19 protein-coding genes are annotated in these 26,714 nt (G+C 74.0%); 11 read left to right on the top strand and 8 right to left on the bottom strand.

The window, feature by feature from the left end:
- Positions 1-105: 105 nt before the first annotated feature.
- A complete protein-coding gene (locus IE250_RS16320) occupies positions 106-354 on the bottom strand; it encodes a WhiB family transcriptional regulator (RefSeq protein ID WP_026365970.1) in 249 nt (82 codons plus the stop codon).
- A gap of 437 nt (positions 355-791) precedes the next feature.
- On the opposite strand from IE250_RS16320, the gene IE250_RS24600 reads away from it, so the two are divergent.
- Positions 792-1,064: a hypothetical protein gene (locus IE250_RS24600; RefSeq protein ID WP_229872521.1), complete on the top strand. Its 273-nt coding sequence runs from the start codon at positions 792-794 to the stop codon at positions 1,062-1,064.
- Here the strand turns inward: IE250_RS24600 and IE250_RS16310 are convergent.
- Positions 1,012-4,287 (bottom strand): FtsK/SpoIIIE domain-containing protein, encoded by a 3,276-nt coding sequence (locus tag IE250_RS16310; protein ID WP_189670368.1) that lies wholly within the window; start codon positions 4,285-4,287, stop codon positions 1,012-1,014. The two genes, IE250_RS24600 and IE250_RS16310, sit on opposite strands and share 53 nt — an antisense overlap.
- 373 nt (positions 4,288-4,660) lie before the next feature.
- Between IE250_RS16310 and IE250_RS16305 the strand changes: the two genes are divergently transcribed.
- Positions 4,661-5,497, top strand: a complete 837-nt coding sequence (locus IE250_RS16305) for an ABC transporter ATP-binding protein (protein ID WP_189670367.1) — start codon at positions 4,661-4,663, stop codon at positions 5,495-5,497.
- Positions 5,497-8,121: an ABC transporter permease gene (locus IE250_RS16300; protein WP_189670366.1), complete on the top strand. Its 2,625-nt coding sequence runs from the start codon at positions 5,497-5,499 to the stop codon at positions 8,119-8,121. Before IE250_RS16305 ends, IE250_RS16300 begins: the two co-directional genes overlap by 1 nt.
- Before the next feature lie 85 nt (positions 8,122-8,206).
- Here IE250_RS16300 and IE250_RS16295 read toward each other — a convergent pair whose 3' ends face one another.
- Complete coding sequence (locus tag IE250_RS16295) at positions 8,207-8,959, bottom strand: response regulator (RefSeq protein WP_189670365.1); 753 nt, start codon at positions 8,957-8,959, stop codon at positions 8,207-8,209.
- Positions 8,956-10,488 carry a sensor histidine kinase gene (locus IE250_RS16290; RefSeq protein ID WP_189670364.1) on the bottom strand — a complete coding sequence of 511 codons (1,533 nt, stop codon included), beginning with the start codon at positions 10,486-10,488 and terminating at the stop codon, positions 8,956-8,958. Before IE250_RS16290 ends, IE250_RS16295 begins: the two co-directional genes overlap by 4 nt.
- Before the next feature lie 152 nt (positions 10,489-10,640).
- Between IE250_RS16290 and IE250_RS16285 the strand changes: the two genes are divergently transcribed.
- From IE250_RS16285 to purE, 4 genes are all read left to right on the top strand, one after another.
- Entirely contained in the window at positions 10,641-11,324 is a 684-nt protein-coding gene (locus IE250_RS16285) for a response regulator transcription factor (RefSeq protein ID WP_026366105.1), read from the top strand.
- A 4-nt stretch (positions 11,325-11,328) separates the two neighbouring features.
- A complete protein-coding gene (locus tag IE250_RS16280; RefSeq protein ID WP_189670363.1) occupies positions 11,329-12,684 on the top strand; it encodes a sensor histidine kinase in 1,356 nt (451 codons plus the stop codon).
- 149 nt (positions 12,685-12,833) lie between these two features.
- Positions 12,834-14,033 carry a 5-(carboxyamino)imidazole ribonucleotide synthase gene (locus IE250_RS16275; RefSeq protein ID WP_229872568.1) on the top strand — a complete coding sequence of 400 codons (1,200 nt, stop codon included), beginning with the start codon at positions 12,834-12,836 and terminating at the stop codon, positions 14,031-14,033.
- Positions 14,030-14,539, top strand: coding sequence for a 5-(carboxyamino)imidazole ribonucleotide mutase (gene purE / locus IE250_RS16270; protein WP_189670362.1), 510 nt, complete (start codon positions 14,030-14,032; stop codon positions 14,537-14,539). Before IE250_RS16275 ends, purE begins: the two co-directional genes overlap by 4 nt.
- A gap of 131 nt (positions 14,540-14,670) precedes the next feature.
- On the opposite strand, the gene IE250_RS16265 is transcribed toward purE, so the two are convergent.
- The 3 genes from IE250_RS16265 to IE250_RS16255 form a co-directional block, all read right to left on the bottom strand.
- The gene (locus tag IE250_RS16265) at positions 14,671-15,867 is read right to left on the bottom strand and encodes an LCP family protein (protein ID WP_189670361.1); all 1,197 of its coding nucleotides are present in this window, start codon (positions 15,865-15,867) and stop codon (positions 14,671-14,673) included.
- Between the two features lie 382 nt (positions 15,868-16,249).
- Positions 16,250-17,551 carry an LCP family protein gene (locus tag IE250_RS16260; protein WP_229872520.1) on the bottom strand — a complete coding sequence of 434 codons (1,302 nt, stop codon included), beginning with the start codon at positions 17,549-17,551 and terminating at the stop codon, positions 16,250-16,252.
- Between the two features lie 148 nt (positions 17,552-17,699).
- Complete coding sequence (locus IE250_RS16255) at positions 17,700-18,434, bottom strand: TIGR03089 family protein (protein ID WP_189670360.1); 735 nt, start codon at positions 18,432-18,434, stop codon at positions 17,700-17,702.
- 362 nt (positions 18,435-18,796) lie between these two features.
- Here IE250_RS16255 and IE250_RS16250 point away from each other — a divergent pair, with 362 nt between their 5' ends.
- The 3 genes from IE250_RS16250 to IE250_RS16240 all read left to right on the top strand — a co-directional run bounded on the left by IE250_RS16250 (position 18,797) and on the right by IE250_RS16240 (position 24,391).
- Positions 18,797-19,138 carry a WhiB family transcriptional regulator gene (locus IE250_RS16250; RefSeq protein ID WP_229872567.1) on the top strand — a complete coding sequence of 114 codons (342 nt, stop codon included), beginning with the start codon at positions 18,797-18,799 and terminating at the stop codon, positions 19,136-19,138.
- A 79-nt stretch (positions 19,139-19,217) separates the two neighbouring features.
- On the top strand, positions 19,218-22,778 hold the full coding sequence (locus IE250_RS16245; RefSeq protein ID WP_189670359.1) for a glycosyltransferase family 2 protein: 3,561 nt from the start codon (positions 19,218-19,220) through the stop codon (positions 22,776-22,778).
- Entirely contained in the window at positions 22,775-24,391 is a 1,617-nt protein-coding gene (locus tag IE250_RS16240; protein WP_189670358.1) for a DUF5719 family protein, read from the top strand. The genes IE250_RS16245 and IE250_RS16240 overlap by 4 nt, the downstream gene beginning before the upstream one ends.
- Before the next feature lie 9 nt (positions 24,392-24,400).
- Here the strand turns inward: IE250_RS16240 and IE250_RS24965 are convergent, their stop codons facing one another.
- Positions 24,401-24,988, bottom strand: a complete 588-nt coding sequence (locus IE250_RS24965) for a metallopeptidase family protein (RefSeq protein WP_308434150.1) — start codon at positions 24,986-24,988, stop codon at positions 24,401-24,403.
- Positions 24,989-25,197: 209 nt separating this feature from the next.
- On the opposite strand from IE250_RS24965, the gene IE250_RS16230 reads away from it, so the two are divergent.
- Positions 25,198-26,706: a glycosyltransferase family protein gene (locus tag IE250_RS16230; RefSeq protein ID WP_189670357.1), complete on the top strand. Its 1,509-nt coding sequence runs from the start codon at positions 25,198-25,200 to the stop codon at positions 26,704-26,706.
- Positions 26,707-26,714: the final 8 nt, after the last annotated feature.

Here is a 26,714-nt window from a genome sequence, read left to right as displayed (position 1 = left end):
CGGGCGAGCGTTCAGGCGCAATATGGGCGCCGCCTGAAAGAAAGACGCGAGCCGCGCCTGGGCGAAGTGCTCAGGCGCGGCTCGCGGATAAAGCGTTGTTGCAGGTCAGCCCGCGCGACGAGCGCGCGCAGTGCGACGCTTGAGCGCGCGGCGCTCGTCCTCACTCATGCCGCCCCAGACGCCGGCGTCCTGCCCGGACTCGATGGCCCACTTGAGGCAGGTATCAACGACGTCGCAGCGTCGGCACACGGCCTTGGCTTCCTCGATCTGCAGCAGGGCGGGGCCCGTGTTGCCGATCGGGAAGAACAGCTCGGGGTCCTCTTCGAGGCATGCTGCGCGGTGGCGCCAGTCCATGGTCACGTACTCCTTGGAAGGAACTACCCACCGTCCGGCTCGCCACGAGGGAGCATCATCGTCGTGCGTCTGGGGCGCGCAGGTCTGGTTGTGGATCGGTTTTCGATCCCTGTGCGCCAGGCGGCGACCGACGGGGGTTTGTTCGGGGGTGTGTGGGATTGCTGCATCTAGGTTCACACGCTCGTGAACACTCGCACAAGGGGTTACGGCGAAGTTTCTCAACGATGAACCCTGAGGTATCCGTCACACTATTGTGAATAGCCCGCTCACCAGTATCCTAGTCCGTCGTGCCTGTACTGGAAGCCTTTTTCGCACCTCGTGTCCCGGCGTTTCTTCGTGCCATCGTGATCGGCGTCCTGGTCGAGGTGATCGGGCTCGTTGCATTCGCAGTGGTCCTACTTGGCGAACTCGTTACGGGCGGTTCCATGTCGGTCGGCGTGAGCCTCTTTCTGGTCCTCTTCGTCCTCGGCGTGGCCTGGGTTCTCGTGGTCTCCTGCCGAGCGCTCCTCGCGGGCCGGCGCAGCGGCCGCGGACCCGTCGTGACCTGGCAGCTCCTCCAGGTCGTCGGGTCCTTCGCGGCGATCGGCAGCGGCACGGGGCTCTCCGTCCCGGGCGGCTGGGTGACGCTCCTGATCGCGGTGGCCGTGGGCGTGCTGCTCATGACGCCCTCCGTCGTCGCGGCGACGTCGGCGACCGGTTCGGAGAACTGAGACCCAGTTCCATCCTGGATCGGTCCAGCCCGTCCGCGGCTCCCGCGTCGCCTGGTTCGTCGCCGGGTTCCTCGCCCGGTTCGGCGCCGGGTTCGAGGACCTGGCAGAGCACCGGATCGCCCCGGCCGCACCACGCGGCCCGGCCCGGCGGCCCGCCCGCGCCCGCGAGCAGAGGGGGAGCACCAAGTACGACGTCGGCCGCGCGGTCTGTGCCCAGTAGCACCAGGCGCGGCCCCACGCGCGACGCCAGTCCGCCCACCGACGGGCCGTCCGCCGCGAGAGCGAACGCGACGCCCGACCGCAGCGCAACCGGCGGCAGCGTGCCGCGCACGTCCTCGGCACCGTCCACGAGCACCAGCGTGCGGTCCGGGCCGGCTCGGGCCAGGTCAGGTCCGGCGTCAGGTCCGGCGTGCGGTCCGGTGTGCGGTCCGGCGTCGGACAGCAGGCGGGAGACCGCCTCGGCGTCGTCGGGGTGCCTCGTCCCGCCGTAGCGGGGGTGCTGCCCCAGCGGCGCGAACGCGTCGGCGGCGCGGGCGATCCCGTGCACTGCCCAGCCCTGCCGCAGGGCGGCCAGTGCGAGCGTGACCAGCGCGGTGGTGCGTCCCGAGCGGGCTCGTCCCAGGATCGCGAGGTGGCCGTCGCCCGGGTCCCAGGTGACGGTAGTGCGCCGCTGCCGGTCCGGGTCGTCGCCGAGGGCCAGGACAAGACCGCTCCGATCCCGGCGGGTGGCCGGCGGCAGGTCCGCAGCGGTCGCCCGCCGGGGAAGCGGTGGCAGCCACGGCGGAGGGCCTGGTACGTGGGCCCGCGTCCCCGCCGCACGGCGGGCGGCGTCGACCAGGAGCGTGGCGACGTCCGGCCGCCCGGGCTCGGGCGGGACGCCCCGCGGGCCTCCGCGCGGCCCGGCGGTGGCACTCCGCCAAGGCATCGCCGCGGGAGTACCCGCCGCCAGCATCCCCCCGGGAGCACCCGGCCAGGTCGGGGCGCGGCGTACCAGCGGCGGCTGCGCCTCGGGCGGCGCCGTGGCGTGCGCGCACTGCAGCGGCACAGGCGGTGCCGATCCCAGGCGCAGGACCGCCCGCCCCGGCGTCGTGACAGGGATATGGGAGGCAGCGGTGTCGTCGAGCACGTCGCGCGACTCCAGGGCGTCGGTGACCCGGAGCGCGAGCCGTGCGCTGACGTTGGCCCGTAGGTCCGGGCCGACGGCCCCGCCCGGCCGCTGCGTCGCGAGCACCAGGTGCACGCCGAGGGACCGCCCCTGCGCGGCGACACGCAACAGGGCGGGCAGGAACGCGGGCAGGTCGTCGGCCAGGGCCCGGAACTCGTCGATCACCACGACCAGCCGGGGGAGCGTGCCGGGCGGGAGCGCGACGACGTCGGGCACGCCGTGGTCGGCGAGGAGGCGCTCGCGGCGCCGCAGCTCCGCGCGCAGCCCGCCGAGCGCCCGCGCCGCCAGGCCGGGCTCGAGGTCGGTGACCTGACCGACCACGTGCGGCAGCCCCCGGCACGCGCCGAGGCTCGCGCCGCCCTTGAAGTCGACCAGCACCAGAGCGAGGTCGGCGGGCGACCGGGCCAGGGCGAGCCCCAGCACAACCGTCTGGAGCAGCTCCGACTTGCCCGATCCGGTGGTGCCCGCGACGAGCAGGTGCGGGCCATCGCGCACCAGGTCGAGGCGGACGGGCGCGCCGTCGGTGCCGATGCCGAGCGGCACGGCCCAGCCGCCGGGGCCGGCCCACCGGGCGGCGACCGCATCCGGGCCGGGAACCTCCGTGAGGCCGTGCGCCCGGGTCAGGGGCACGACGTCGGGAAGGCGGGGATCGTCCGGGTCGGACGCCGCCGGGCCTCGTTGCATGGCGCCGGGACCGCCGGCGCCAGGACCGCCGCTGCCCAGGCCACCGGTGCCCCGATCGCCGGTGGTGCCGTGCAGCGCGGCGGCGGTCCGGCCTAGCCGGGCGGCGCCCGCGAGCAGGCGGGCCAGGCGCTCGGCCCACTCGACCGTGACGCCGACGAGCGGCACCACGCGCGCGGCGCCGTCCGGCCCGGTGATCCGGACGCGGCGGGTGTCGAGCACCCGCGCCACGGCGCGGCACCCGGGCGGGATCGCGCCGACGGACACCACCAGGTCGGCGGAGGAGGACGACCGGGCCGTCCCGTACGCCGTACGGCCCGCAGCACCGCCCGCCGCACGGTCGCCCGAGCGGCCGCCCGAGCGATCAACCGAGCGGTCGGCCACCACGACGAGCGGCCCGCCCGTGGGGAAGGCGGGGAGCCAGCGGGCCCACGCCCAGCCCCTGGCGCCCTCGTCGACCCGCACGGCCGCGCCGCGGGCGGCGAGCCCTGCGACGAGCGTGCGGGCGACCGCGCGCGCCAGGTCGTCGGGCCCGAGCACGGCCACCGCGCCGTCGTGCAGCAGCTGCTCCCAGGGGTCGTCCGGTGCGGCCAGCGAGGCGCCAGAAGCGCCGGTCGACCGGGCGGCATGGGCCTCCTGGGCCGCCCGCCATGCGCCGGGCGAGACATGGCACGCGGCGTGCGCGAAGGCCACGAGCCGGGCCGGACCGGGCAGCTCGCGCGACCGGTGACGGACGGCGCCCCGGGCCGCCGCGCGCTGTCGGGCCGCGCGGAGCTGCGGGACGGCCACAACCAGGCCTACCAGCGCAAACACCGCCAGGACGGGCTGGCGAAGGGCCGCCGCGAGGACCAGCGACGCAACAGCGGGGAGCACCGCGAGCGCCCACGACATGCCGCCGGGCGAGGGCTCGGGGCGCGGTGCGAGCCAGTCCGCCGGGCCGCTCGACCGGCGGACCGCGAGACGCCCACCCGGTCGCAGGTGGACCCAGGCGCGGAGCGCGGCCAATGGGCCGTCAACGCCGACGACAGTCCCGGCGTCGGGCCCCGTGGCGCGGATGACGAGCCAGCGCGCGCCTCGCCATGGCGGTACCCAGGGCCCGTCGATGCCGGGGCCGGGGAGTGAGGCGGGGCCCGGCGTTCCCGGCGGGTGCGCACGCAGGACTGCGCCGGGCAGCAGAGGGCGGTCGCCGACCACCTGGTCGTCGGTCAGGCGGGCGCCGTCGGCCGTGAGCGCCGCGTGCCGCAGCTCGGGGCGGCGGGTGAGTGCCGCCAGCGGTGCGCGCAGGTCGCCGAGGTGCGCGCCTGGGCGGAGGAGCACGTCCTCGCCGGGGTGCAGGGTCACGCGCACGTCGGCGTCGGACGTCGGGGGTCGGGTCATGGCACCCAGCCTCGCCGCGGGCCTACCGGTTTCGGCGCTACTACAGGGCTTGCTGTGCACGATCCCGGTTTCCACAGGCGTGGCGTCGTGCTCGCTACGGCATGACCCCTGGGTGAGTGCCCCTAGCCGGGGGTGGCGGAATGTACGACCGGGGGATGACACGACCAGGGAAGGATCAGGCCGTCGCCCGATGCCGAGACCGGTCTCGACTCCGTAGGTTCGTTGTGCCGGCCGTACCAGGTTCGCCCCGGGAACGCCGGACCACTTCCGGGCACCATGCAGGAGACCTTCCGTGCGTGCGCCGTCCGGCGCGGGCCGCCACCGGCGACCCGCCTGCAGCACCTAGCAGCGTCAACGACTCGAGGAGAATCTCGTGGACACCACCGTGTACCTCCCGGCGGACCAGCCGGCCCCTGCGCCGGGCGGTGCAGCCCGCGCCGTACGGGCCCGGAGCCTGACCAAGACCTACGGCAAGGGCGAGGCCATCGTGCGCGCCCTCGACGGGGTGGACGTCGACTTCGAGGAGGGCCGGTTCACGGCCATCATGGGCCCGTCGGGCTCGGGCAAGTCAACCCTGATGCACCTGCTGGCGGGCCTGGACTCGGCCACGAGCGGCCAGGCGTTCCTCGGCACCACCGAGATCACCGGCCTGAACGACAAGGCGCTCACCCGCCTGCGCCGGGACCGCGTCGGTTTCGTGTTCCAGCAGTTCAACCTGCTGCCCATGTTCACGGCAGAGCAGAACATCACCCTGCCGGTGGAGCTCGCGGGCGGCGCCGTGGACCGCGCGTGGTTCGACACGCTGGTCGAGACGCTGGGCCTGGCCGGCCGGCTCACGCACCGCCCGGGCGAGCTGTCGGGCGGCCAGCAGCAGCGGGTGGCGATCGCGCGTGCCCTCATCGCGCAGCCCGACGTCGTCTTCGCCGACGAGCCCACCGGCAACCTCGACTCCCGCTCGGGGGCCGAGGTGCTGAGCTTCCTGCGCCGCTCGGTCCGCGAGCTGGGCCGCACCATCATCATGGTCACGCACGACCCGTCGGCGGCCGCCTATGCGGACCGCGCGGTCCTGATCGCCGACGGACGCATCGCCGGCGACATCAGCGACCCGACGCCGGAGTCCGCGATGGCCGGCCTCGACGCCCTGCGGACCCTCGAGCCCGACGTCGCCACCCGCCCCGCCGGCACGACCGCACCCGGGACAGGTGCCTGATGGCCACCTCGTTCCCCACGGCGCGCCTCACCCTGGGGCAGATGCGGCGCAGCGTCGGACGGCTCACCGCCGCCGGCGTGGCGATCGTGATCAGCACGGCGTTCGTCACCGTGACGCTGCTCGCCGGCGGCGTCATCCAGGGCACCACGCACGACATGGTCGCGGCTCAGTACGCGCGGGCCGACCTCGTCGTGTCCGCCACCGACCAGGAGCAGGGCTCGTTCGGGGCCGACGACGTCTCGGCAGTTGCCGCCGTCGACGGCGTCGACACCGTCCAGCCGCTCGTGAGCTGGATGGGCGACCTGCGCAACGGCGGCAAGGGCGGCTACCTGGCGTTCGCCCCGGTCCCTGAGGACTCTCGGCTCTCGCCGCTCGAGCTGACGGACGGCGCCTGGCCGGCCGCCGACGACGAGGTGGCGCTGACACCACAGGTCGCCGAGCGACTCGAGGTCGGCGTCGGCGACACGGTGACGCTCGCGCGCACGCTGTACCCCGACGGCTGGGCCGACAGCCAGGAATCGGTGGACCCGGCGGCGGACCCGGCGGCCGAGCTCGGCGAACCGGAGGAGGTCACCGAGACCCTGACCGTGACCGGCCTCGCCGACGACCCCTACGGCGCCTACGCGACGTACGGTGGGGCCGCCGCGGTGCCCGCCGCCACGCTCGACGCCTGGAACGCGGCCGAGCCCTACCCGAACCCGGTCAGCGAGCTGCTCGTCGCGCTCGACGTCCCGCCGGCAGGTGACAGCGTCCCGGCCCCCCTGAGCGAAGCGATCCAGGCCGCCGCCGACGGGGTCGCCGGTGGCACGTCCGTAGCGACCACCGAAGAGGTGGCGACGGCGAAGACCGCGGAGCAGACCGGCGGCCAGGACCTCGTCTTTTTCGTGTTCGTCATGACGTTCGCTGCCATCGCGCTGCTGATCGCGGCCATGGTCATCACGAACACGTTCCAGGTGCTCGTCGCCCAGCGGATCCGGACGCTGGCCCTCCTGCGCTGCATCGGGGCAGGGACCGGCCAGCTCTACCGCAGCGTCCTGCTCGAGGCCGCGATCCTGGGCGCGGTCGCCTCGGCGGTGGGCATCGTGACAGGTGCGGTGCTCGCCCAGGCGGCGCTGCTGGTGGCGCCCGCGTTCGACCTCGGGGTGCCGATCCCCACGACGATCACACCGACCTGGCAGTCGGTCGTGCTCCCGCTGGCCGTCGGCGCGGGTGTGACCGTCCTGGCCGCGCTCGCCCCGGCCCGGTCGGCGACCCGCGTCGCGCCGCTCGCGGCGCTGCGGCCGTCCGACGCCCCGACGCTGCACGCCCGGTCCGGCCGTGCCCGCCTCGTGATCTCGCTCCTGTGCGTCGTCGGCGGCTTCACGGCGCTCGGCGGCGGCGTCGCCCTGGGGATGTCCGGCGGCACCCAGTTCGGCCTCGTCGCGGCTGTCGGAGGCGGTGCTCTCGCGTTCTTCGGCGTCGTGCTGAGCGCGGTGCTCTGGCTGCCGCGCTTCGCCGCTGCCCTGGGCGCTCTCGTGGCCCGCACCGGTCCCGCGGCGCGCCTCGCGGTCGCCAACACGCTGCGCAACCCGCGCCGCACCGCGGCGACCTCCACGGCGCTGCTCATCGGCGTCACCCTCGTCACCATGATGTCCACCGGTGCCGCCAGCGCCCGCATGTCCGCGGACAGCCTGCTCGACGAGACCTTCCCGTACGACGTGAGCGTCTCGACGTCCTCCCCCGACTACGTCGAGGACGTGCGCGACGCCGTGGCCGACACCCCCGGCGTCGCCGCCACGGCGCTCGTGACCAACGCGATCGTCACGCTCGGAGACATGGAGGACGCGGGCATCATCGCCGCCGACCCCCAAGACCTCGCCGCAATGGTGAACGTGTCCGACGAGGCCGAACGCCTCACCGACGGATCGATCCTGCTGTCCCAGGACGAGGCCGACCAGATGTCACTCAGCGAGGGCGACCGGACCACCGTCTCGGGTACGGACGGCTCGGTCGACCTGGCCGTCGTCATCACGACCGCTGACCCGCTCAACCACACCATCACGGCCGCGGACCTCTCCCGCATCACCGACGACGACACCTGGACCGACGTCTGGGCCCACATCTCGGGTGCCGACGCCACCACCGTGCTCGCGGACGTGCAGGACGCCGCCGCACAGGTCGACGGCGAAGCCTTCGTCATGGGCCCGGCTGCCCAGGCCGCACAGTTCCGGCAGGTCGTCGACGTCATCCTCGGCATCGTGGTGGGCCTGCTCGCCGTCGCTGTCGTGATCGCCCTGATCGGCGTCACCAACACGCTGTCCCTCTCGGTCATCGAGCGGACCCGCGAGTCCGCGACCCTGCGGGCCATCGGGCTGAGCAAGGAGCAGCTGCGCGGCATGCTCGCCGTCGAGGGCGTGCTCATCGCCGGCGTCGGCGCGATCCTGGGCATCGTGCTCGGGCTCGTGTTCGGTTGGGCCGGGGCGGCAACCGCCCTGTCCGTCATGGGCGACGTGCGCTACGCCGTACCGTGGACGGACCTCACGGCGGTCCTGGCCGTCGCCCTCGTCGCAGGGCTGATCGCCTCGGTCGTCCCGGCGCGGGCGGCGGTGCGCACCCACCCGGTGGCGGCGCTCGCGGCCGAGTAACCCCTCCGCGAGGCAGGCGTGCAGCGAGGTAGTCGCGCTGGGTGACTACCTCGCTGCACGCCTACCTCGCCGGACTAGCTAGGCGTCATGAGCCGGGGCGGACCAGGCCCGTCTCGTACGCCGTCACCACCGCCTGGACGCGGTCGCGGGCGTCGAGCTTCGACAGGATGCGCCCCACATGCGTCTTGACCGTCGCCTCCGCGACGAACAGGTCGGACGCGATCTCCGTGTTGGACCGCCCGCGCGCCATGAGCACTAGGACCTCACGCTCGCGCCCCGTCAGCGCGGCGAGCGCCTCCTGCGGGCCTGCGGCTTCCTCGGGCGGCAGCGCCGTCACCAGTCGTTCCATGAGCCGTCGGGTGGACGACGGCGCGATCACCGCGTCGCCCTGGTGCACCGTGCGGATCGCCGTGAGGAGCTCCTCCGGCTGGGCGTCCTTGAGCAGGAAGCCGCTCGCCCCGGCGCGGATCGCGTCGAGCACGTACTCGTCCAGGTCGAACGTCGTGAGCATGACGACGCGGGGGTCGCCCGCCGCGGCCCGGCCGCCGCCCAACCCCGCGGAGTCCTTGCTTCGCTGCGGAGCTCCGCGGGGACCCCGGGTGCCCGCCAGGAGCGCGCGGGTGGCAGACAAGCCGTCCATCCTCGGCATGCGCACATCCATGAGCACGACGTCGGACGCCGTGTCGGCGAGCAGGCGCAGCGCGTCGTGGCCGTCGTCGGCCTCGACCACCACCTGCAGGTCGGGCTGGGAGTTGATCACCATGCGCAGGCCCGCGCGGACCAGGGGCTGGTCGTCGACGAGCGCGACTCGCACGGGTCCGTCGAGGGTGTCAGTCATCGTTCTCCTTCAGCGTGGTGCTCGGTCCTGCGGGGTGCGGAGTGGGGCTGGGCGGGTTCGGCCTCCGCGGGCCGGCGCTCGGCGTAGGACGGTTGCTCGAACCCGCCGGCGGCCGCCCGGGGGATCGCGTCGGACGCTCGAGGAATCGGCACCACGAACCGCACCGAGAACCCACCGCCCCCGCGGGGACCGGCCGTGAGCGTCCCGCCGAACATCTCGGCGCGCTCGCGCATCCCCAGCAGGCCGTAGCCGACCGGAGGTGCCGGTTCCTCGGGTCCGGCGCCGGCGGCCGCCAGGCCGCGGCCGTCGTCCTCGACACGCAGCTCCACCTCGCCCTCGCCCCAGCGCAGCATGATCGTGACCGCGGGGGAGGGACCCGCGTGCTTGCGCACGTTGGTGAGGGCCTCCTGGCAGACCCGGAACAGCGTGAGCCCGACGCCGGGCGGCAGACGCCGCTCGACGCCCACCCTGGCCCAGGAGACCCGGAGGCCGTCGTCGCGGGCCTGCTCGACGAGCTGACCGATGTCGGCGGCGTCGGGCTGGGGCCGCAACGGGGCGGGGCCGCCCGCCGGCGGCGTGATCGCCCCTGCGCCGTCCGGCGCTCCGGCGGCGCTCGGCGGCGCCGTCGTGGCCGTGCCGACGCTCACCCCGGCGGCGCCGCCCGTACCGGTGCCCCGGGCAGGCAGCGCCGGCCGGGCCGGGACGCCGTCGGGCGCGACCAGGCCCAGCGGCGTGGTGGCGCTGGGCTGGTCCTCCCGCAGCACGCCGAGCAGGCGGCGCATGTCGGCCAGTGCCACGCGTCCGGTCTCTGCGATGGTGCCGAGGGAGCGCTGGGCGGCGGCGGGGTCGGCGGCCGCGGCGTACCGTCCGCCGTCGGCCTGCGCGATGACCACCGACAGGGAGTGGGCCACTATGTCGTGCATCTCGCGCGCGATCCGGGCCCGCTCGGCGGCCGTGGCGATCTGTGCCTGCTGGTCGCGCTCGATCTCGAGGCGCTCGGCGCGGTCGCGCATGGCGACGAGCATGGTGCGCCGCGACCGGCGGACCAGGCCGAACGCGGAGGCGCAGGCGAGCAACGCCATGATCAGGAGCACGACGGGCAGTGCGTTGAGCGGGGACGCCCAGGCGTTCCCGGACCAGATCGCGACGCCGACGGCGACCGAACCGACCACGGCCATCCCGCAGGCCATCAGGTACGCCCACCGCGGGCCGTAGACCGTGACGCAGTACATCGACATCAGCACCGCGAAGTCCGCCGGGAGCACCGTCGGGACACCGAGCGCCACGACCTGCAGCATGCACACCACGAAGACCGCTGTGCACGAGGCGACGGGGTTCGTGCGGCACCAGGGGAGCGGCGCGAGCACCGCCGCGGAGACGAGCATGAGCTGGCCCGGGCTGTCGAGCGTAGTTCCGAACATGACCCCGGCGAGGGACACCGCGAACAGGCCCAGCACGACGGTCAGGGTGAGGTCGACGACGAAGCGGTACCGCTCAGCCCACTGCGCCCACCGCTCGTACCAACCCATGCAGGTCAGGGTAGGTCGAAGCGTTGCGTGGGCGCGTCATACCGTGGTAGCACTTGCGCCATGGCTTCCTCTGCCGAAAGGATTCGGTGGGGTGGCGATCATGTGGGTGCCCGGGTAGCGCCAGAGCGTCGGTTATGCCCTACGATGGCGAAATGACTCACGTACTCCTAGCCGAAGACGACCCGGCCATTGCCGAGCCGTTGGCACGAGCGCTCTCCCGTGAGGGATACGACGTCGTCGTGCAAGGAACCGGCAAAGGTGCGATCGAGAGCTCGACCGGTGCGGACATCGTAGTTCTGGACCTGGGCCTTCCCGACATGGACGGGCTCGATGTCGCGCGCGAGATCAGGGCCAATGGCCTCACCGTGCCCGTCCTGGTGCTGACCGCCCGTGCCGACGAGGTGGACCTCGTCGTGGGCCTCGACGCCGGCGCCGACGACTACGTCACCAAGCCCTTCCGCCTGGCCGAGCTGCTCGCGCGAGTGCGGGCGCTGCTGCGTCGCTCGCACGGCGAGACCGGCGAGGAGGAGGAGCTGCACGCGCAGGACGTCCGCGTCGACGTCTCCGCGCACCGCGCCTTCCAGGGTGACCGCGAGCTGCACCTGACCACGAAGGAGTTCGACCTGCTGCGCGTCCTCGTGCAGAACGCCGGCTCCGTGGTGGTCCGGGACACGCTGATGCGCGACGTCTGGGGCTCGGACCCGGTCGGTTCCACCAAGACGCTCGACATGCACGTGTCGTGGCTGCGCCGCAAGCTCGGCGACGACGCGAACGCACCTCGCTACGTCTCGACCGTGCGCGGTCTCGGCTTCCGCTTCGAGATCGGGGCGAGCTAGCCAGATGCGCGCCCGCGTGCTGCAGGCGACGATCGCCGCGGTTGCGGTCGCAGTCCTGCTCCTGGGCATCCCGCTCGCGATCTTCGGTGCCCGGTACATCTACGGCCAGGAAGTCCAGCGAGTCGAGACCCGGGCGCAGGACCTCCTGGCTTCTGCCGTCAACTCCTACGAGCGCAACCGCTCTGCCGCCGAGGTCGGGTTCGTCGACCAGTCGGTCGTCGACCGGGCGGTGCAGCCTCAGCCCAACGACATCGTCGCTTTCGTGACCGTGAACCAGCCGAACGGTGAGCAGCTGGTCTCGGGCGAACCCGTGTCCGGTGCCACCATCGATCGAGGGCTCACGTCCAAGGAGCAGCCCGTCATGGGCGTGGTGGTCTCCGTCTCGGCCTGGCCGGCGTACATCAAGGCGATCAATGTAGTTGTGCTCGTGGTGTTCGGCAGCGTGGGTGCGTTCGCCGCCGGCGCCGTCACGGCTGCCTGGCAGGCCAACCGGCTCGCGCAACCATTCGTGTACCTCGCGGCGTCGGCCGAACAGCTCGGCGCGGGACAGGTGCGTCCACGGCTGGACCCGTCCGGCGTCGAGGAGATAGACCTGGTCGCGGCCGAGCTGGCGCGAAGCTCCGACCGGCTCGCGGCGCGGCTCGCGGTGGAGAGGCAGTTCACGTCGGACGCCTCGCACCAGCTCCGCACCCCGCTCACGGCGCTGACCATGCGCCTGGAGGAGATCACGCTCACCTCCACCGAGCCAGAGGTGCAGGAGGAGGCCCGGATCTCGCTCGAGCAGGTGGAGCGCCTGGTCGGCGTGGTGGACGACCTGCTCGCCCGCTCCCGGCGCGCGCAGGGTGGCACCACCGAGTCCGTGGACGTCGCGGTCGTCTTCCTCCAGCAGGAGGAGGAGTGGCGCGAGTCGTTCGAGCGGGCGGGCCGGCACCTGAACGTCGAGGACTCCGGCGGCGCCCGCGTCCTGGCCACCCCCGGTGCCCTCGCCCAGGTGCTGTCCACGCTGCTGGAGAACTCGCTCAAGCACGGCGGCGGCACCACCACCCTCCGGATCCGTGAGGGTCAGCGGGGCGCCATGGCCATCGAGGTCACCGACGAGGGCGAGGGCGTGCCCGAGGAGATGCAGGGCAAGATCTTCGAGCGCGGCGTCACGTCCGGCGCGGGGACGGGTCTGGGCCTCGCCCTGGCGCGCGACCTCGTGGCGGCCGACGGCGGCAACCTTCAGCTCACCCAGCGCACTCCGCCGGTGTTCACAGTGTTCCTCTCGGGTGTCCCCAAGACGCTCGACCCGCACCAGGTGCTGCCGGTGGGGTCGAAGATCTCCAGCTTCGGCCAGAGGAAGGGCCGCGGCCGCCGGTAGGCTTCACCGACGTGAGTGCAACAGTCGATTCCCTCCCGGCCGACCGGCCTTCCTCCACCGGCGACGCGTCCGCAGAGCCGTCCGGCGCCTCGCCGTCCCTGGCCGGACCGCCCGTCGTAGCGGTGGTCGGGGGCGGGCAGCTGGCCCGCATGATGGCCCCCGCGGCCGGTGAGCTGGGCATCCGGCTGCGCGTCCTGGTGGAGGACCCGGCGTCGTCCGCGGCGCAGGTGGTGACCGACACGCCCGTGGGCGAGGCCTGGGACGAGGCAGCGATCCGTTCGCTCATCGCGCCCGACGCCGACAGCCCGGCCTCCGTCCTGACGTTCGAGCACGAGCACGTGCCGAACGCCCTGCTCACCGACCTGATCGAGCACGGAACGCCCGTGCGCCCCGGCCCCCATGCGCTGGTGCAGGCGCAGGACAAGATCGTGATGCGGCAGCGGCTCACGGAGCTGGGCGTGCCGTGCCCGCGGTGGGCGCCGCTGCCGTCGTCGCCGGAGGAGGGGCGGGCCGCCCTGGCAGACTTCCTCCGGACCGTCGGCGGCACCGCCGTCGTGAAGACCTCCCGCGGCGGCTACGACGGCAAGGGCGTGCGGGTGCTCTCGTCCCCGGACGACGTCGCGGACTGGTTCGCGCAGGTGGTCGAAGGTGGGCCGCAGCTCCTCGTCGAGGAGAAGGTGCCGTTCACGCGCGAGCTGGCCGCACTGGTGGCGCGGCGTCCGTCGGGCGAGGTGCGGGCGTGGCCCGTCGTCGAGTCGGTGCAGCGGGACGGCGTCTGCTCGGAGGTGATCGCCCCCGCGCCCGGCCTGCCCGCCGAGCTCGACGCGCGCGCCCGCGAGATCGCCACGACAGTGGCCGAGGGACTGGACGTGACCGGCGTGCTGGCCGTCGAGATGTTCGAGGTCGCGGGGCCGGACGGGGCGCCGACGGTGCTGGTCAACGAGCTCGCGATGCGCCCGCACAACAGCGGGCACTGGACCATCGACGGGGCCGTGACCAGCCAGTTCGAGCAGCACCTGCGCGCCGTCCTGGACCTGCCGCTGGGCGCCACCGAGGCGACGGCGACCTGGACCGTCATGGCGAACGTGCTCGGCTCCACGCTGACCGAGCTCACGGACGCGCTGCCGGACGTGCTCGCCGCGTACCCCGAGGCGCGCGTCAACCTGTACGGCAAGGGCATCCGGCCCGGCCGGAAGCTGGGTCACGTGAACGTGAGCGGCGACGACCTGGACGAGGTCCGGCGTCGGGCGATCGCGGCGGCGGCGCTGCTGCAGGGCGAGGGACCGCGGGCCGAGCCCGTCGCCCTTCGACAGGCTCAGGAACCGACCGAGGAAGAGGCGAAGGCATGAGCACCAACCCGCAGGTCGGCATCGTGATGGGGTCGGACTCCGACTGGCCGGTCATGCAGGCGGCGGCCGAGGCGCTGGGCGAGTTCGACGTGCCGGTCGAGGTCGACGTCGTCTCCGCGCACCGCATGCCCACCGAGATGATCGACTACGGCAGGCAGGCCGCGGGCCGCGGGCTGCGCGTGATCATCGCGGGGGCGGGCGGGGCCGCGCACCTGCCCGGGATGCTGGCGGCGGTGACGCCGCTGCCGGTGATCGGGGTGCCGGTGCCGCTCAAGTACCTGGACGGCATGGACTCGCTGCTGTCGATAGTCCAGATGCCGGCGGGCGTGCCCGTCGCGACGGTGTCGATCGGTGGTGCGCGCAATGCGGGCCTGCTCGCGGCGCGCATCCTTGCCTCCGGCACCGGCGACGAGGCGGCGGCGCTGCGGGAGCGCATGGAGGCGTTCCAGGCGGAGCTGAGCGCGGTGGCGCACGCCAAGGGCGAGAAGCTCCGCGCCCAGCTCTGACCATCTGCCTGCCGATGGCGAGATAGAACTGTGGCGAGACAGAACCAGGGCGAAGCAGACCCGTAGCCACCGCCACAGTTCTACTTCGCCCTGGTTCTGTCTCGCCACAGTTCTACTTCGGCGGGACGGGGTCAGCCCGGCATGCCGCCTACCTTTTCGCCGGCCTCGTAGTCCCCGTCGCGGATCTTGGCCCAGAACTCGCCGACCAGGTTCGGGTCCAGCTGGACGGCCGAAGCACCCGCCGGCGTCCTGTAGTTGATCGTCGCGATCGGCGGTGTGCCGGTCACACCGTCCTTGCCGTTGGCGGACCTGAATGCCAGCCCGAGCATGGCGAGGTCGATGATTCCCGAGTCGGTGTCGGTCACCACGGTCGCGAGACCGGCGTCGGCGAGCCCTACCTGCGTGGCCGGGTTGAGCAGGATTGCCGGGTCCCCGACCTTCTTGCCGACGGCGGCGATGAGCTGCTGCTGACGCTCGGTGCGGCCGATGTCGCCGGTCGGGTCGGCGTAGCGCATGCGGGAGAACGCGATGGCGGTCTTGCCGTCCGCAATGTGGCAGCCGGCCTTCCACTTGAGCTTCGACTTCACGTCGTGCACGTCCTCGGGGTAGCAGAGGCGCACGCCGCCGACGGCGTCAACGACACCCTCGATGCCGCCGAACCCGACCTCCGCGTAGTGGTCGACGGTCAGGCCGCTCAGCGCCTCCACCGTCTCGACCAGCAGCGGCGCACCGCCGTAGGCGTACGCGGCGTTGATCTTGTCGCCGCCCACGCCAGGGATCTCGACGTAGGTGTCGCGCGGGATCGAGATGAGCGCCACCGGGCCGGAGGACGGCTTGTGCAGCAGCATGATCGTGTCCGTGCGGGCACCCGACGTCGAGTCGTCGATGCCGCCGCTGCCGCGCGCGTCCGAGCCCGCGAGCAGGTAGGTCGTGCCCGGGGTGCTCTCCGCGTCGGACAGCGCCTCGACGTGCTGGATCTTGCCGTTCGCCCAGATCAGGAGCCCGATCGGCCAGGCGAGGATGGCGAGCACCACCAGCACCGCCACCACGCCGGCCACCCGGCCCTTGCGGATGCGAATGTTGCTGCCGCCACGCCCCGTGGGACCACGCCCGCCCGCGGCGAGCGCGCCCGCGGGGTAGTTGCCACCCCGGCCGCCGCCTGCGGCGGGACGCGGCGCGCTACGCACCGGCGTCGGGCGCACAGGGCCCGCGCTGGCCCGGACCGGGCGGCCCGGCGGGATGGCCTGCGGAGGCTGGCCGCCGGCCGGCGGCACCGTCCGCGGCGGTATCGATCGCGGCGGTCCGCCGGACTCGTTGCGTGCCGGCATCCCCGACCTCCGTGGTGGGACGGGCGGGGGATTGTTGCGCTGGCCGGACACCGGGACCTCCCGTGAAGACTGTCTGCGGATACGTGGTTCGTGGCGCGCGTCGTCGGAGCCTTCCGGCCGTCCGATGCGGTGGGCGCCACCGACGCCGGGAACTCCGACGCCGGGCGTCTCCGCATTCGCGGGTCCGCCCCTCTCCTTGCTCGACGCCGCGCCCGGCACGACCCGCGGACGCTCCCCGGTGTCACCGACCGGGATGGCGTCGTCGGCGCCCGGACGCCCGCTCACGCCCTGGGGCGTGAAGCTGGGCGGGATCCGGACGCGCGTCACGTCGTCGTCGGGCCCTGGGGCCGAACGGTTCGACGTTCTGGGATCTGACATGGGCTCAGCCGCAGACCTTGGTGGTGTCGGCGCCGGTGAAGGCTTCTTCACCGGCCTGCTTGATCTCGGTCGAGGCAGGCGTGGGCTCGGTCTCTGAGCCACCGGTCTCGGTCCCGGGCTTGGTTCCCGTCTCGGCCTCCGTGTCCTGGTCGCCCGTCGGCGCGGACGGCGAAGCGTCGGCCGACGGAGCGTCCGGGTCGAAGTCGACGGGCCTGTCGTGCTTGACGTTGTCCCACAGCTGTACGGCGTCGTCCGTCCACACGACGTTAGCCGGGTTGTTCGGGTCGTACTCGTTGGGGACGGTCACGAACGTGATCGTGTCAGGCCGCACGTTGCGCATGGAGTAGGCCAACCCGGCGAGTCCGTCGATGCTGGCCAGCTCCTTGTTCATGGTGAGCGAACCGGTCACCGCATCGAGGAACTTGAGGGTTTTGGATGGGTTGGTCAGTACCTCCTGGCTCAGCACCTTGCGGGCGAGCGAGGCCATGACCTCCTGCTGCCGGCCGATGCGGCCCAGGTCCGACCCGTCGCCCAGGCCGTCGCCCGTGCGGGCGCGGGCGTAGTCGAGGGCCTTGACCCCCTTCAGGGTGTGCGTGCCGGGCTCCAGGGTCAGGTGGTTCGCCTTGGGCGCGTAGATCGCCTCCTCCACGCAGACCTCGACGCCGCCCACGGCGTCGATCATCGAGGAGAAGCCCGCGAAGTCGACCACCACGAAGCCGTTCATGAACACGCCGGTGAGCTGTTCGATCGCCTTCACCGTGCACAGCGCGCCCGACGCGACGTCCGCGCCGTACTCCACGCCCTGGGAGAAGGCGGCGTTGAACTTGGTGCCGTACAGCTCGGGGGTCGCGACGCCGTTCGTCGTCGTGCAGGTCGGGATGTCCACCGTCGAGTCGCGGGGGATCGAGATCATCTCGACCCGCGACCGGTCGCCGGAGATGTGCATGACGATGGTCGTGTCCGACCGGGCACCGGCGTCCTCGCCGCCCGCCAGGCCGCCGTTCTCTCCGCCGCGCGAGTCGCTGCCCATGAGCACGATGTTCAGCGGGGTGCCCGCGTTCGGGTCCTCGGGGAGCACCTGCTTGGGACGGTCCGTCCCGAGCGACCCCATCTCGACCGTCTCGATGTTCCCGGTGAGCTGGGTCGCGGCCGTCGCGGCGCCCGCTACAGCGAGGGTCACCACGGCGGTGAGCACCATCCCGACCGTGCGGGACGCGCCGCCGCCCAGTAGCTCCAGCGTCCGGGCATGCGACGGCCCCTTGACGGGAATCGTCGCACCTGGGGCGCTGAAGTCAGGAAACGTCACGGCCACCGATCCTAGAGGGTGGGTATTGCACGGCGGCGCACCGGCCGGGGGCGGACCGTAGAGGGTTCGTGGAGAAGCGCTGGGCCGTGTGTTCGCCGCGGCGGGCCGAGGGGTCGGGAGATGGTGGCCGTAGGTAAGACCGGACCGCTCAGCCGATCCGTTCGCTCCCGCGGAGGCGTTCCAGGCGGCCGCTGTCCGCGTCCAGGGCAGCGGCCGTCGTGGCCGAGGTCAGGACCACCGAACCACCGCCCGCCCAGACGCCGAGGAGGTCGCGCAGGACGTCCGCGACGGCCCCGCGCCCGTCCACGAGCACGCGCGCGCCGTCGCCGGGCTCCGGCACCAGGTCCTTGTGCCCGACGGCGCCCGCCGCCGTCACCAGCGCGTCCCGGTCCGGGTCCACCTCGGGCACCCAGCCGATCGCGTCGCCGTAGGTCATCACAGCCGAGGCGGCGTCGATGGCGCCGGGCGGCAGGTCGCCGTCGTACCTGCGGGCGAGCGCGGGCAGGGAGACGACGACGAGGTCGGCCCCGGCGTCGGCCCACCGGTCCGGGCTGCTGGTGACCACCACGTCCGGCTGTCCCAGGTCCGCCTCGGGCAGCGCCACCGTCGCGCCCGTGCGCCAGGCCGCCAGCGCCCACACGGCAGTGCGCCAGTGCACGGGCAGGTCGACGACGACGCGGGTGCCGGGAGCGGCGTCGAACTCCTCGACGAGCAGGTTGACGGTCTTGCTCGCCCAGTTGGCGAGGACGGCGCCCGAGAGCTCGACGCGCTCGCCGTCGTCGCCGTACCAGGTGAGGCGAGGGCGGCCGCCGTCGGCGGCGAGACGGGCGAGGAGCGAGGCGACGTCGGGCACGGGGCCGCCACTGCGGGGCGCGATCTGCATGCGGCCAGCGTAAGAGGTTCGGGTGTCCGCCCGGGCCCGATGACTTCGGGCCGCACATTTCGTCCGCTCCGGCGTGGCGGCTCGCCGTGTCGGCCGCCGGGTAAAAGCAGGGTCATGAGTGAGACATAGGCCACGACCTGCGGAAGGACTCGTGAATTACCCGTGGAACCAGTGGGCGATAGCACATTTCCGCTTGACGGCTCCAGGCGACACGCGTGTAATTCCATGTATGCAGTTTTCGTAGCGAATACGCAACGGGGCCTGAAACTGCAGGCCTGGCCAGTCAGGCTTCATAGGCCGGTTGACCAGCACGGTCGATCGGAACGGCCTCGGAGCACGGACACGGCATGGAGGGGCACGTCATGTGGAACATGCTGGAATCGGACGTGGAGTTCCCGACTGACACGGAAAGCGAGGTGGAACGGGTGGCACCGGTCCTGCCGCTTTTCGGCGAGCTGTACCTGCTGACCGAGCCGGACGACTCGTTGCTCGGCTGGCAGGAGCGTGCCCTGTGCGCGCAGACCGACCCGGAGGCCTTCTTCCCGGAGAAGGGCGGGTCCACCCGCGAGGCCAAGAAGGTCTGCTCCGGCTGCGAGGTCAGGGCCGAGTGCCTGGACTACGCGCTGGAGAACGACGAGCGGTTCGGCATCTGGGGCGGTCTCTCGGAGCGCGAGCGGCGCAAGCTGAAGCGCCGCGCCGTCTGAAGCGTGTGCCGCCGGTCGGGGACAGCCCCGGCGCGTCTGCGGCGTGTCGGCGCAGACGCGCCGCATGATGTGAAGCGAGATGAGCGCTCCACGCCCCGACAGCCTGTCGGCACCCAGCCCGGACCGGGCCCCCTACGGGGCCACGGCGGGACCCGTGTGGGCCAAGGTCCCGGCCCAGCCCACCGTCCAGCCGCCGGTGGCGGTCACGGTGACCGCCGTCGTGGTGACCCGCGGCAGCAGCCCCTACCTCGCCGCGACGCTCGCGGCGCTGCGTAAACAGTCCCGCACCCCGGACGACGTAGTAGTGGTCGATGTCGACACAGCCCCCGCGACGTCGGGCCACCAGGACCTGCAGCTCGGTGGCGCGCGGTACGTGGCCGGTGCGGGCGCCCGCACCTTCGGCGACGCGATCCAGGCCGCGCTCGCCGCGGCCGGCGCCCCGGAGCACGGCTGGCTCTGGTTCCTGCACGACGACTCCGCCCCCGCACCCGGCGCGCTGGCCGCGCTGACCCGTTCGGTGGAGCACTCGAACGCGGTGGCGGTGGCCGGCTGCAAGCAGCGGCACTGGGAGACGGGTCCGGACGGGGCGCCGCTCGACCCGGAGGTGTCCGACCGCGGCGTGCTCGTCGAGGTGGGACACACCGTCTCGCCGCTCGGCCGGCGGATGACCGGCATCGACGACACCGAGATCGACCAGGGGCAGCACGACTCGCGCGAGGACGTGCTCGCCGTCGGGCTCGCCGGGGCGCTGGTGCGCGCGTCGGTATGGCGCGAGGTCGGCGGCACCGACCCGGCGTACGGCCAGTTCGGCGACTCGACGGACCTCTGCCGCCGGGTTCGGCTCGCGGGTCACCGCGTGGTCGTGGTGCCCGACGCCGTGGTGCGGCACGCGCAGGTCGCCCTGCACGCCCCTGGCTCGTCCGGCGCGCGACGCCGCAGCCAGCTCTACCTCCGGCTGACGTCGGTGACGCCGTGGACCCTGCCCTTCGCGATGCTCGCGATGCTCGTGTGGGCGCCGTTCGCGGCGAGCTACCGGCTCGCGATGAAGCACCTCGACCTGGCTCGCGACGAGCTGGTCGCCCCGCTGTGGGCTGTGTTCCGTCTGGGGCCCCTGCTGCGTGCCCGGCGTCGGATCGCCCGCACGTCGACCGTGCCCCGCAGCGTGCTCCGGCCGCTGCTGGGCACCTGGGGCGAGGTGGCAGCCGAACGGCGCGACAAGCGGCTCGCCCGCAGTGAGGCCCACCAGGTCGACGCCGCGCCGTCGGACCTGGAGCAGGCCGAGCTGCAGGTACTGGCCGTCCGCCGCCGCACGGCGCTCGCCTTCGTCGTGATCTCTGCGGTGGGCCTGGCCGCGGCCGTGTTCGGCCCCGCGCTGGGCGCGCTCGCGTCCGGCGGCCGCCTGGTGGGCGGGGCGCTGCTCCCGGCGGGCGGCACGACGGCGACCGCGTGGTCGGCCGCGACGTCCGGCTGGGTGCGCGACGGGCTCGGCGCGGCTGCCCCGGCGGACCCGCTGCTGTTCGTGCTGTCCGGGCTGTCGGTGCTGGTGGGCGGGTCTCTGCAGCACGCGGTGGACGCGGTGCTCCTGCTCGCGCTGCCGCTCGCCGCCGTCGGCGCCTGGGCTGCCGCCGGCGCGGTGACGCGCTCGGTGTGGCTGCGGGTGCTCGCGGCGTTCGCGTGGACCGTGGCCCCGGCATTCCTGGGGGCACTGGACGGCGGCCTGCTCGGCGGGGTGCTGGCGCACGCGCTGCTGCCCTGGACGGCCGTCGCGCTGGTCCGCGCGGTGGGCGCCCAGGCGGTCGACCGGCTCCGGCCGGCCGAGGGCGCGCCGGAGGGCCCGGCCGGAACCCCTGCGTACATGGCCCGGACCGGCGCCGGGTCGCTGGGCGCGGCCGGCGCGGGTGGCCTGCTGCTGGCCTGCGTGGTGGCCGGTGCGCCCGCGCTGCTGCCGGCCGCCGTCCTTGTGCTGCTGGGCGCCGCGCTCGTCGCCCGGCGCCGTCGCATCTACCTGGCGCTCGCGCTCGTCCCTGCCCTCGTGGTCGGCGCCCCGCTGTGGTGGACGGTGCTCCGCGACGGCGACCGCGCCCTCCTGACCGCCGAGTCGCTGGCCGGCTCGGGCGTCCCCGCGCCCGGCACGGCCTCGGGCCTCGAGCTGCTGCTCGGCCTGCAGGCGACGCCCGGTCCCTGGTTCGACGTGTCCGGCGACGGTGCCCTCATCCTCGCCGCCCGCGCGGTCATGGCGGCCGGCCCCTGGGCGGCCGGTGTGCTGGTGCTCGCGCTGGCGGTGCTCGGTCTGGCGGGCGCGCTGTCCGGGATCGGCCGCAAGGGGGTCACGGACGCTTTGCTCCACGTTCCGGCGACGTCGCTGGTGGGCTGGCTGGTCGCCGCGGCCGGCCTTGCGGTGGCGGTGCTGGCCCAGGACGACGGCCGGTGGTCAGGCCCTGGGCTGTCGCTGCTCCTTCTCGGCCTGGGCGCCGCGGCCCTCGCGGGAGTCAGGGTGCTCGTCGGGCGCCGGATGGACCCGGCCGAGGTGCCGGCGGACTACCCGGCCCAGTCCGCGACTCCGGCCGCCGAGACGGCCGACACCTCGGAGTCGGACGCCGCAGAGCCGGACGCCGAGATATCAGACACCAAGGGACCGCACACCGAACGGGACGCCGAGCGCGGTTCCGACCGGCCCAGCAGCCGGGTGTCGCCTCGCGGCGTCCTTCGTGCGGCGCGCCGTGTCGCCGTCGTCGGACTGGTGGTGATCGGGCTGGTGCTCCCCGCGACGCAGGCGGCCGTGTGGCTCCTGGGCTCCGGCAGCGTCGCGAACAGCGGCCGGGACGGGCTGCTGCACGTGACGACCGAGCCCGTGGTCCCCGCCGTCGGGCAGCAGATGCAGGCGCCGCCGAGGCAGGCGCGGGTGCTTGAGATCGGGTTCTCCTCAGATGCCGAGGGCGTCGTGCAGTACGCGCTCCTGCGGGCCGACGGATCGCAGCTCGCCGACGCCTCTGTGGCGGCGCGGGCGGCGAGCGACGGGGACCAGGCCGCCGACCCGACCGCCACGCTGGACGCGGCGGTCGCGGCCCTGGTGTCCGGTGCGGGCGACGGGGTGCCGCAGCAGCTGGCGAACCTCGGGATCGGCGCGGTGCAGGTCCGGTCCGGTACGGGCGGGGCCGGTACCGGCGCGCCGTCGGACACCGATCCCGGCGTCGGCGATCTCCTGGCCACGCTCGACATGGTGCCCGGGATCAGCCGCGTGACCGAAGGCCAGACGGTGTCCGTGTGGCGGGTGGCGCCCGTGGACGAGCCGGCGCCCGGCTGGGCCCGCATCGAGGAGGCCGGCGCCACTGGGTCGGTGCTGCCGTCGGAGGGCACGGCCGTCCACACGGACGTGCCGGCGGGCGGCGCGGACCGCACCGTCGTGCTCGCCGAGGCGGCGGGGTCGGGCTGGCGCGCGACCCTCGACGGCCGGCGGCTGGAGCCGGTCGCCGTGGACCAGGCGGCAGGGCTGCAAGCCTTCGCGCTCGGGTCCGACGCCGGACACCTCGCGGTCTGGTACGAGGCGCCCCACCGCACTGCATGGCTCGTGCTCACGACGTTCACGCTGGTGGTCTTCGCCCTGCTGGCACTGCCGGTGGGGCGCAGGAGGGTTCGATGAAGCGCAAGAAGGTGACGGTCCCGGCCGCCGCGCGGCGGGCAGGGGCAGCTGTCGGCGGTCTGCTGTGCGCGATGGTGGTCGCCGCCCTCGCGTCGACGAACACCCTGGAGCCGGGCAGTGCCGGGCAGGCCGGCGCCGCGGCGGACGACGTGCGCACCGTCCCTGTGGCGGCCGGCGAGACCGGGCTGGTCTGCCCCGCGCCGGCACAGCTGGAGCAGCCAGAAGTCGGCGACGACGAGTTCAGCGCTGCGCCAGTCGCGACCACCACATCCCTGACCGCGGCTGTGCTGGACGGCGCGGAGGGCGCAGAGCCGTCGGTCACGACGCTCGACGGGGCGCAGGCGGCCGAGCTCACGGGCCCGTTGGCCTCGGGCGACGTCGCCGCGGTGCTCGAGGGCGCGCCGCCTGGAGCGCGCATGCTGCGCGTGACGCCCGGCGGGGCGACCTACGCCACCGCGACGGTGGCATCCGTGACCACGGATGGCGACCTGCGCGGCATGGTCGCGGGGCCGTGCGCCCAGCCCGCCGTCGAGCACTGGCTGGTGGGCGGCAGCACCTCGGTGGGTTCGAGCGGCCGGCTGGTGCTGCAGAACCCCGGCCGCACGCCGGCCACCGTGACGCTCGAGGCCTGGGGTGCGTCCGGGCCGGTGGCGCTCGGGAGCCAGTCGCTCGTCGTCGTGCCGCCGGGGGAGCAGGTGGTCACCATGCTGGAGGCCATCGCGCCGGACCAGAACCGCCTCACGCTGCACGTCACGGCCGAGGGCGGGCGGGTCGGCGCGTACATCCAGCACCACCGGATCGACGGCCTGGTGCCCATGGGCGCCGACCTCGTCGTCGCGGGCAGTGCGCCGTCGCGGGCCACGGCGGTGTCGGGCGTCGTCAGCACCGGCGAGGCCGTCGACGACCCGCACGCTCCGCGCCTCGACCTGCTCGCACCGGGTGCCGAGGCCGGCACGGCCCGCCTCGCGGTGCTCGGGCCGGACGGCCCGGTCCGGCTGCGCGGCGGCGAGGAGGTCGATCTCGAGCCCGGGCAGGTCGCGACCCTGCCGCTTGGCGGTCTCCCCGAAGGCACCTACACGGTGATCGTCGACGCCGACGTGCCGGTCGTCGCGGGTGCGGCCCTCGACCGGGTGGGCACGGCCGCCGAGGACGCCGTGGTCGACGACGACCCGTACGACCGGGCCTGGCTGACCGGGCAGGCGATGTCCCCGGCGGGTTTCGTGGCCGACGGCGCCGTCGCGATCCCACCGGACGCCGCCTACGGGATCACGCTGAGCGGCGTGCCCGACGCGCGCGACCCCGACCAGATCGAGGATGCGGCGGGCAGCACCGAGGTGACGCTGCGCGGCGTCGGGCCGGACGGCGAGGAGGCCTGGACCCGCACGGTCGACGTGCCCACCGGTGAGACCGTCGAGGTGGCCTGGGCCGACCTGGCGGAGCTGGACCACACCGTGGCGGTGGTCACTGAGCAGCCCGCCGACGAGGCCGGAGTGGTGTGGTCGGTGCGTCTGGCGCAGATCAGCGATACGACGCTGTTCTCGGTGCTGGCGCCCACGGCACCGCTCGCGGCGGGCGGCGACGTGCGCGTGAGCCGGGTGGACGCGGCCGGCTGAGGGCCCGCCTCAGGAGCGTTCGCCGAAGTTCGGGTCGATCTCCTCGGGCGTGCGGGCCAGCAGGTGCGCCACCTGCTCGACGACGACGTCGCGCACCAGGTCCGCGAGGTCGTCCACGTCGATGGCCCGCACCTCGATCGGGCGGCGGTAGACCACCACCCGCCCGGGGCGCCCGGCTTCCGCGGGGAAGAACCGGCCGAGCAGGACGCCGCCGTCCTCCCACGGCGCGGGGTCTGACGGCGGTACGTCCTCGACGGCGAACTCGGTGCCGTGCAGCTGCGAGGCCCAGGTCCGGTCGAGGTCCTCGACGACGTCGAGCACGAGGTCGTCGAACCGCTGGGCGCGTGTGCGGTGCGCGGGAGTGCCCGGCGGGAACATGGGACCGCGCAGGCCGCGGCCGCGCCGGTCCCGGCGTCGCGGAGCGTTCTCCGCCGACGCTTCGCCGGGCTGGCCGGAGGGTGTGGCGGCGAGCCGGAGCAGATCGGCCTGGGAGGCCTTGGAGATACCGGTGGAGCTGCCGGTGGAGCTGCCGGGCGAGCTGCCGGCGGGGGTGCGGCCCGACCGCCGGTTCCGGCCACGAGGAGAGAACGGAGGCACCTTCTGACGATACGTCCGATCGGGGCCTCGGATAGCCACCGCCACGGCAGGATCCGAACTGGCCGGGCCCGCGGCTGCCGTCCGCCGCCGGCCACCCCCGATCCGGGATGGGGCCGCACGACACCGGCGGTACTCTCGCGCCCACTAGACTGCCGCCGGCTGCCCGCTCGAGCGGCCGAACGCGGAGCTTTGCCGATGCGCTTGAGGACGTGGAGTCGACTGTGGCAGCCGTAGCGGTTGTGCTGGAGGGGCACGTCAGACGACAGGTCATCGTTCCGCTCGCCGTGCTCGTGGGGGTCCTCGCCGCGCTGGTGCAGGCACTCGTGGTACCGCCGCTGCACACCGGCGACGAGACCGCGCACCTGGACTACGCCTATCAGGTGTGGACCGGGCACCTTCCGGTCTTCGAAGCGGGCACCGTGCTGACGCCGGACGTCGGGTCGGTTCCGCCCGTGCAGTGGGTCGCTCAGCACCCGCCGCTGTACTACGTGCTGCTCGCACCCGTCGTCGGGCCGATGGTGGACGGCGGTCATCTCATCGGTGCCGTCTACGCCGCGCGCCTGGTGAACGTGCTGGCCGTGGGGCTGCTCGTCGCCGTGGCCGCCTGGGCGACCCGCCGGGCGTTCCCGGGCAGGTCGCCCCTGAGCGGCGCCGTCACCGGCGGGATACCGCCGGCCCTGGTGACAGCGCTCGTCGTCACCGCGACGGCATGGGTGGCCCGCGTGGGCGGGTCCGCCTACAACGACGTCCTCGCGGCGTTGCTCACCACCTGGCTGTTCGGCCTGGCGGCGTCCGCGATCCGGTCGGGCCTGACCTGGCCCCGCACGGTCCTGCTGGTCGTGGTGTCGGCACTGTGTCTGGGTACGCGGCTGCACACGATGGTCATGGTCGGCACCATGGTGGGCGCCGTGCTGATCGCGGCGCTCCTGCCCGACCGGTCGGCCGTGGCGCACCCGCGGCGCGCGGCGCGTGCCTGGGCGCTGGCCCTGGGCGTTCCGCTCGCGGTGGCGGCGGCGACCGGATGGTTCTGGCTGCGGAACTTCCGGCTGACCGGCTCCGTCACCGGCGGGCACCCCGACTGGGCCGCCGACAACCTGGACCGTGTCGCCCGGCCCGTGGGCGAGGTAGTCCTGGACCCGGCGGTCTGGGCCCGGCTGCTGGCCGTGTTCGGGCACGGACCTGCTCCCGACGCCGTGGTCGTGCTGCTGCTCGCGGTCCCCGCCCTGCTGGCGGTGATCGGCACCGCGCGGGCGGTGATCGCCGCCGTGCGGGCGGTGAGCGGTGGGGCCGGTCCGGGGATCGGTCCCGACACGTCCCGCATCCTGATCGTCGCGGCCGGCGGGCTGGCGGTCGCGGCGACGCTGGCGATGCAGATGATGTACACCGCGGGTGGGGGCTCCCCGCATCCCCGGTATCTGCTGCTGGTCATCGCGCCGCTCGCTCTGGTCGTGGCACGGGGGCTGGTGGAGCTGGAGCGGTTCGGGCCGCGTGCCCTGCCGTGGGGTATCGCGGCGTGGTGCGCCGTGCCGCTCGTGGACCAGGCCCTGTGGATAGCGGTCTCGGCTCCCCGGTACGCGGGAACGTGGCCAGGTGCGCCGCTGTCGGTCACCGGCGCCTGGGTGGCGTGGGGCGCTGCGTGCGTGTGCGTTGCGGTGGCCGTGACCCGGCTCGCCGCCCCGCGCGTCGTAGCCGATCCTTCCGCGTCCCTCGCCGCATAGGCTGGCGT

Source organism: Promicromonospora soli (assembly GCF_014653785.1).
Classification (GTDB): Bacteria; Actinomycetota; Actinomycetes; order Actinomycetales; family Cellulomonadaceae; genus Promicromonospora; species Promicromonospora soli.
Note: the sequence above shows the minus strand (reverse complement) of the source record. Positions and strands in the feature narration are given on the sequence as shown.

Excerpts from the sequence above, each read along its gene's own strand:
- IE250_RS16295 (WP_189670365.1), bottom strand. The coding sequence starts at position 8,959 with ATGACTGACACCCTCGACGGACCCGTGCGAGTCGCGCTCGTCGACGAC.
- IE250_RS16240 (WP_189670358.1), top strand. The coding sequence starts at position 22,775 with ATGAAGCGCAAGAAGGTGACGGTCCCGGCCGCCGCGCGGCGGGCAGGG.
- IE250_RS16285 (WP_026366105.1), top strand. The coding sequence starts at position 10,641 with ATGACTCACGTACTCCTAGCCGAAGACGACCCGGCCATTGCCGAGCCG.
- IE250_RS16275 (WP_229872568.1), top strand. The coding sequence starts at position 12,834 with ATGATGGCCCCCGCGGCCGGTGAGCTGGGCATCCGGCTGCGCGTCCTG.
- IE250_RS16280 (WP_189670363.1), top strand. The coding sequence starts at position 11,329 with ATGCGCGCCCGCGTGCTGCAGGCGACGATCGCCGCGGTTGCGGTCGCA.
- IE250_RS16320 (WP_026365970.1), bottom strand. The coding sequence starts at position 354 with ATGGACTGGCGCCACCGCGCAGCATGCCTCGAAGAGGACCCCGAGCTG.
- IE250_RS16310 (WP_189670368.1), bottom strand. The coding sequence starts at position 4,287 with ATGACCCGACCCCCGACGTCCGACGCCGACGTGCGCGTGACCCTGCAC.
- IE250_RS16250 (WP_229872567.1), top strand. The coding sequence starts at position 18,797 with ATGTGGAACATGCTGGAATCGGACGTGGAGTTCCCGACTGACACGGAA.
- IE250_RS16255 (WP_189670360.1), bottom strand. The coding sequence starts at position 18,434 with ATGCAGATCGCGCCCCGCAGTGGCGGCCCCGTGCCCGACGTCGCCTCG.
- IE250_RS16290 (WP_189670364.1), bottom strand. The coding sequence starts at position 10,488 with ATGGGTTGGTACGAGCGGTGGGCGCAGTGGGCTGAGCGGTACCGCTTC.
- purE (WP_189670362.1), top strand. The coding sequence starts at position 14,030 with ATGAGCACCAACCCGCAGGTCGGCATCGTGATGGGGTCGGACTCCGAC.
- IE250_RS16265 (WP_189670361.1), bottom strand. The coding sequence starts at position 15,867 with ATGCCGGCACGCAACGAGTCCGGCGGACCGCCGCGATCGATACCGCCG.
- IE250_RS16300 (WP_189670366.1), top strand. The coding sequence starts at position 5,497 with ATGGCCACCTCGTTCCCCACGGCGCGCCTCACCCTGGGGCAGATGCGG.
- IE250_RS16245 (WP_189670359.1), top strand. The coding sequence starts at position 19,218 with ATGAGCGCTCCACGCCCCGACAGCCTGTCGGCACCCAGCCCGGACCGG.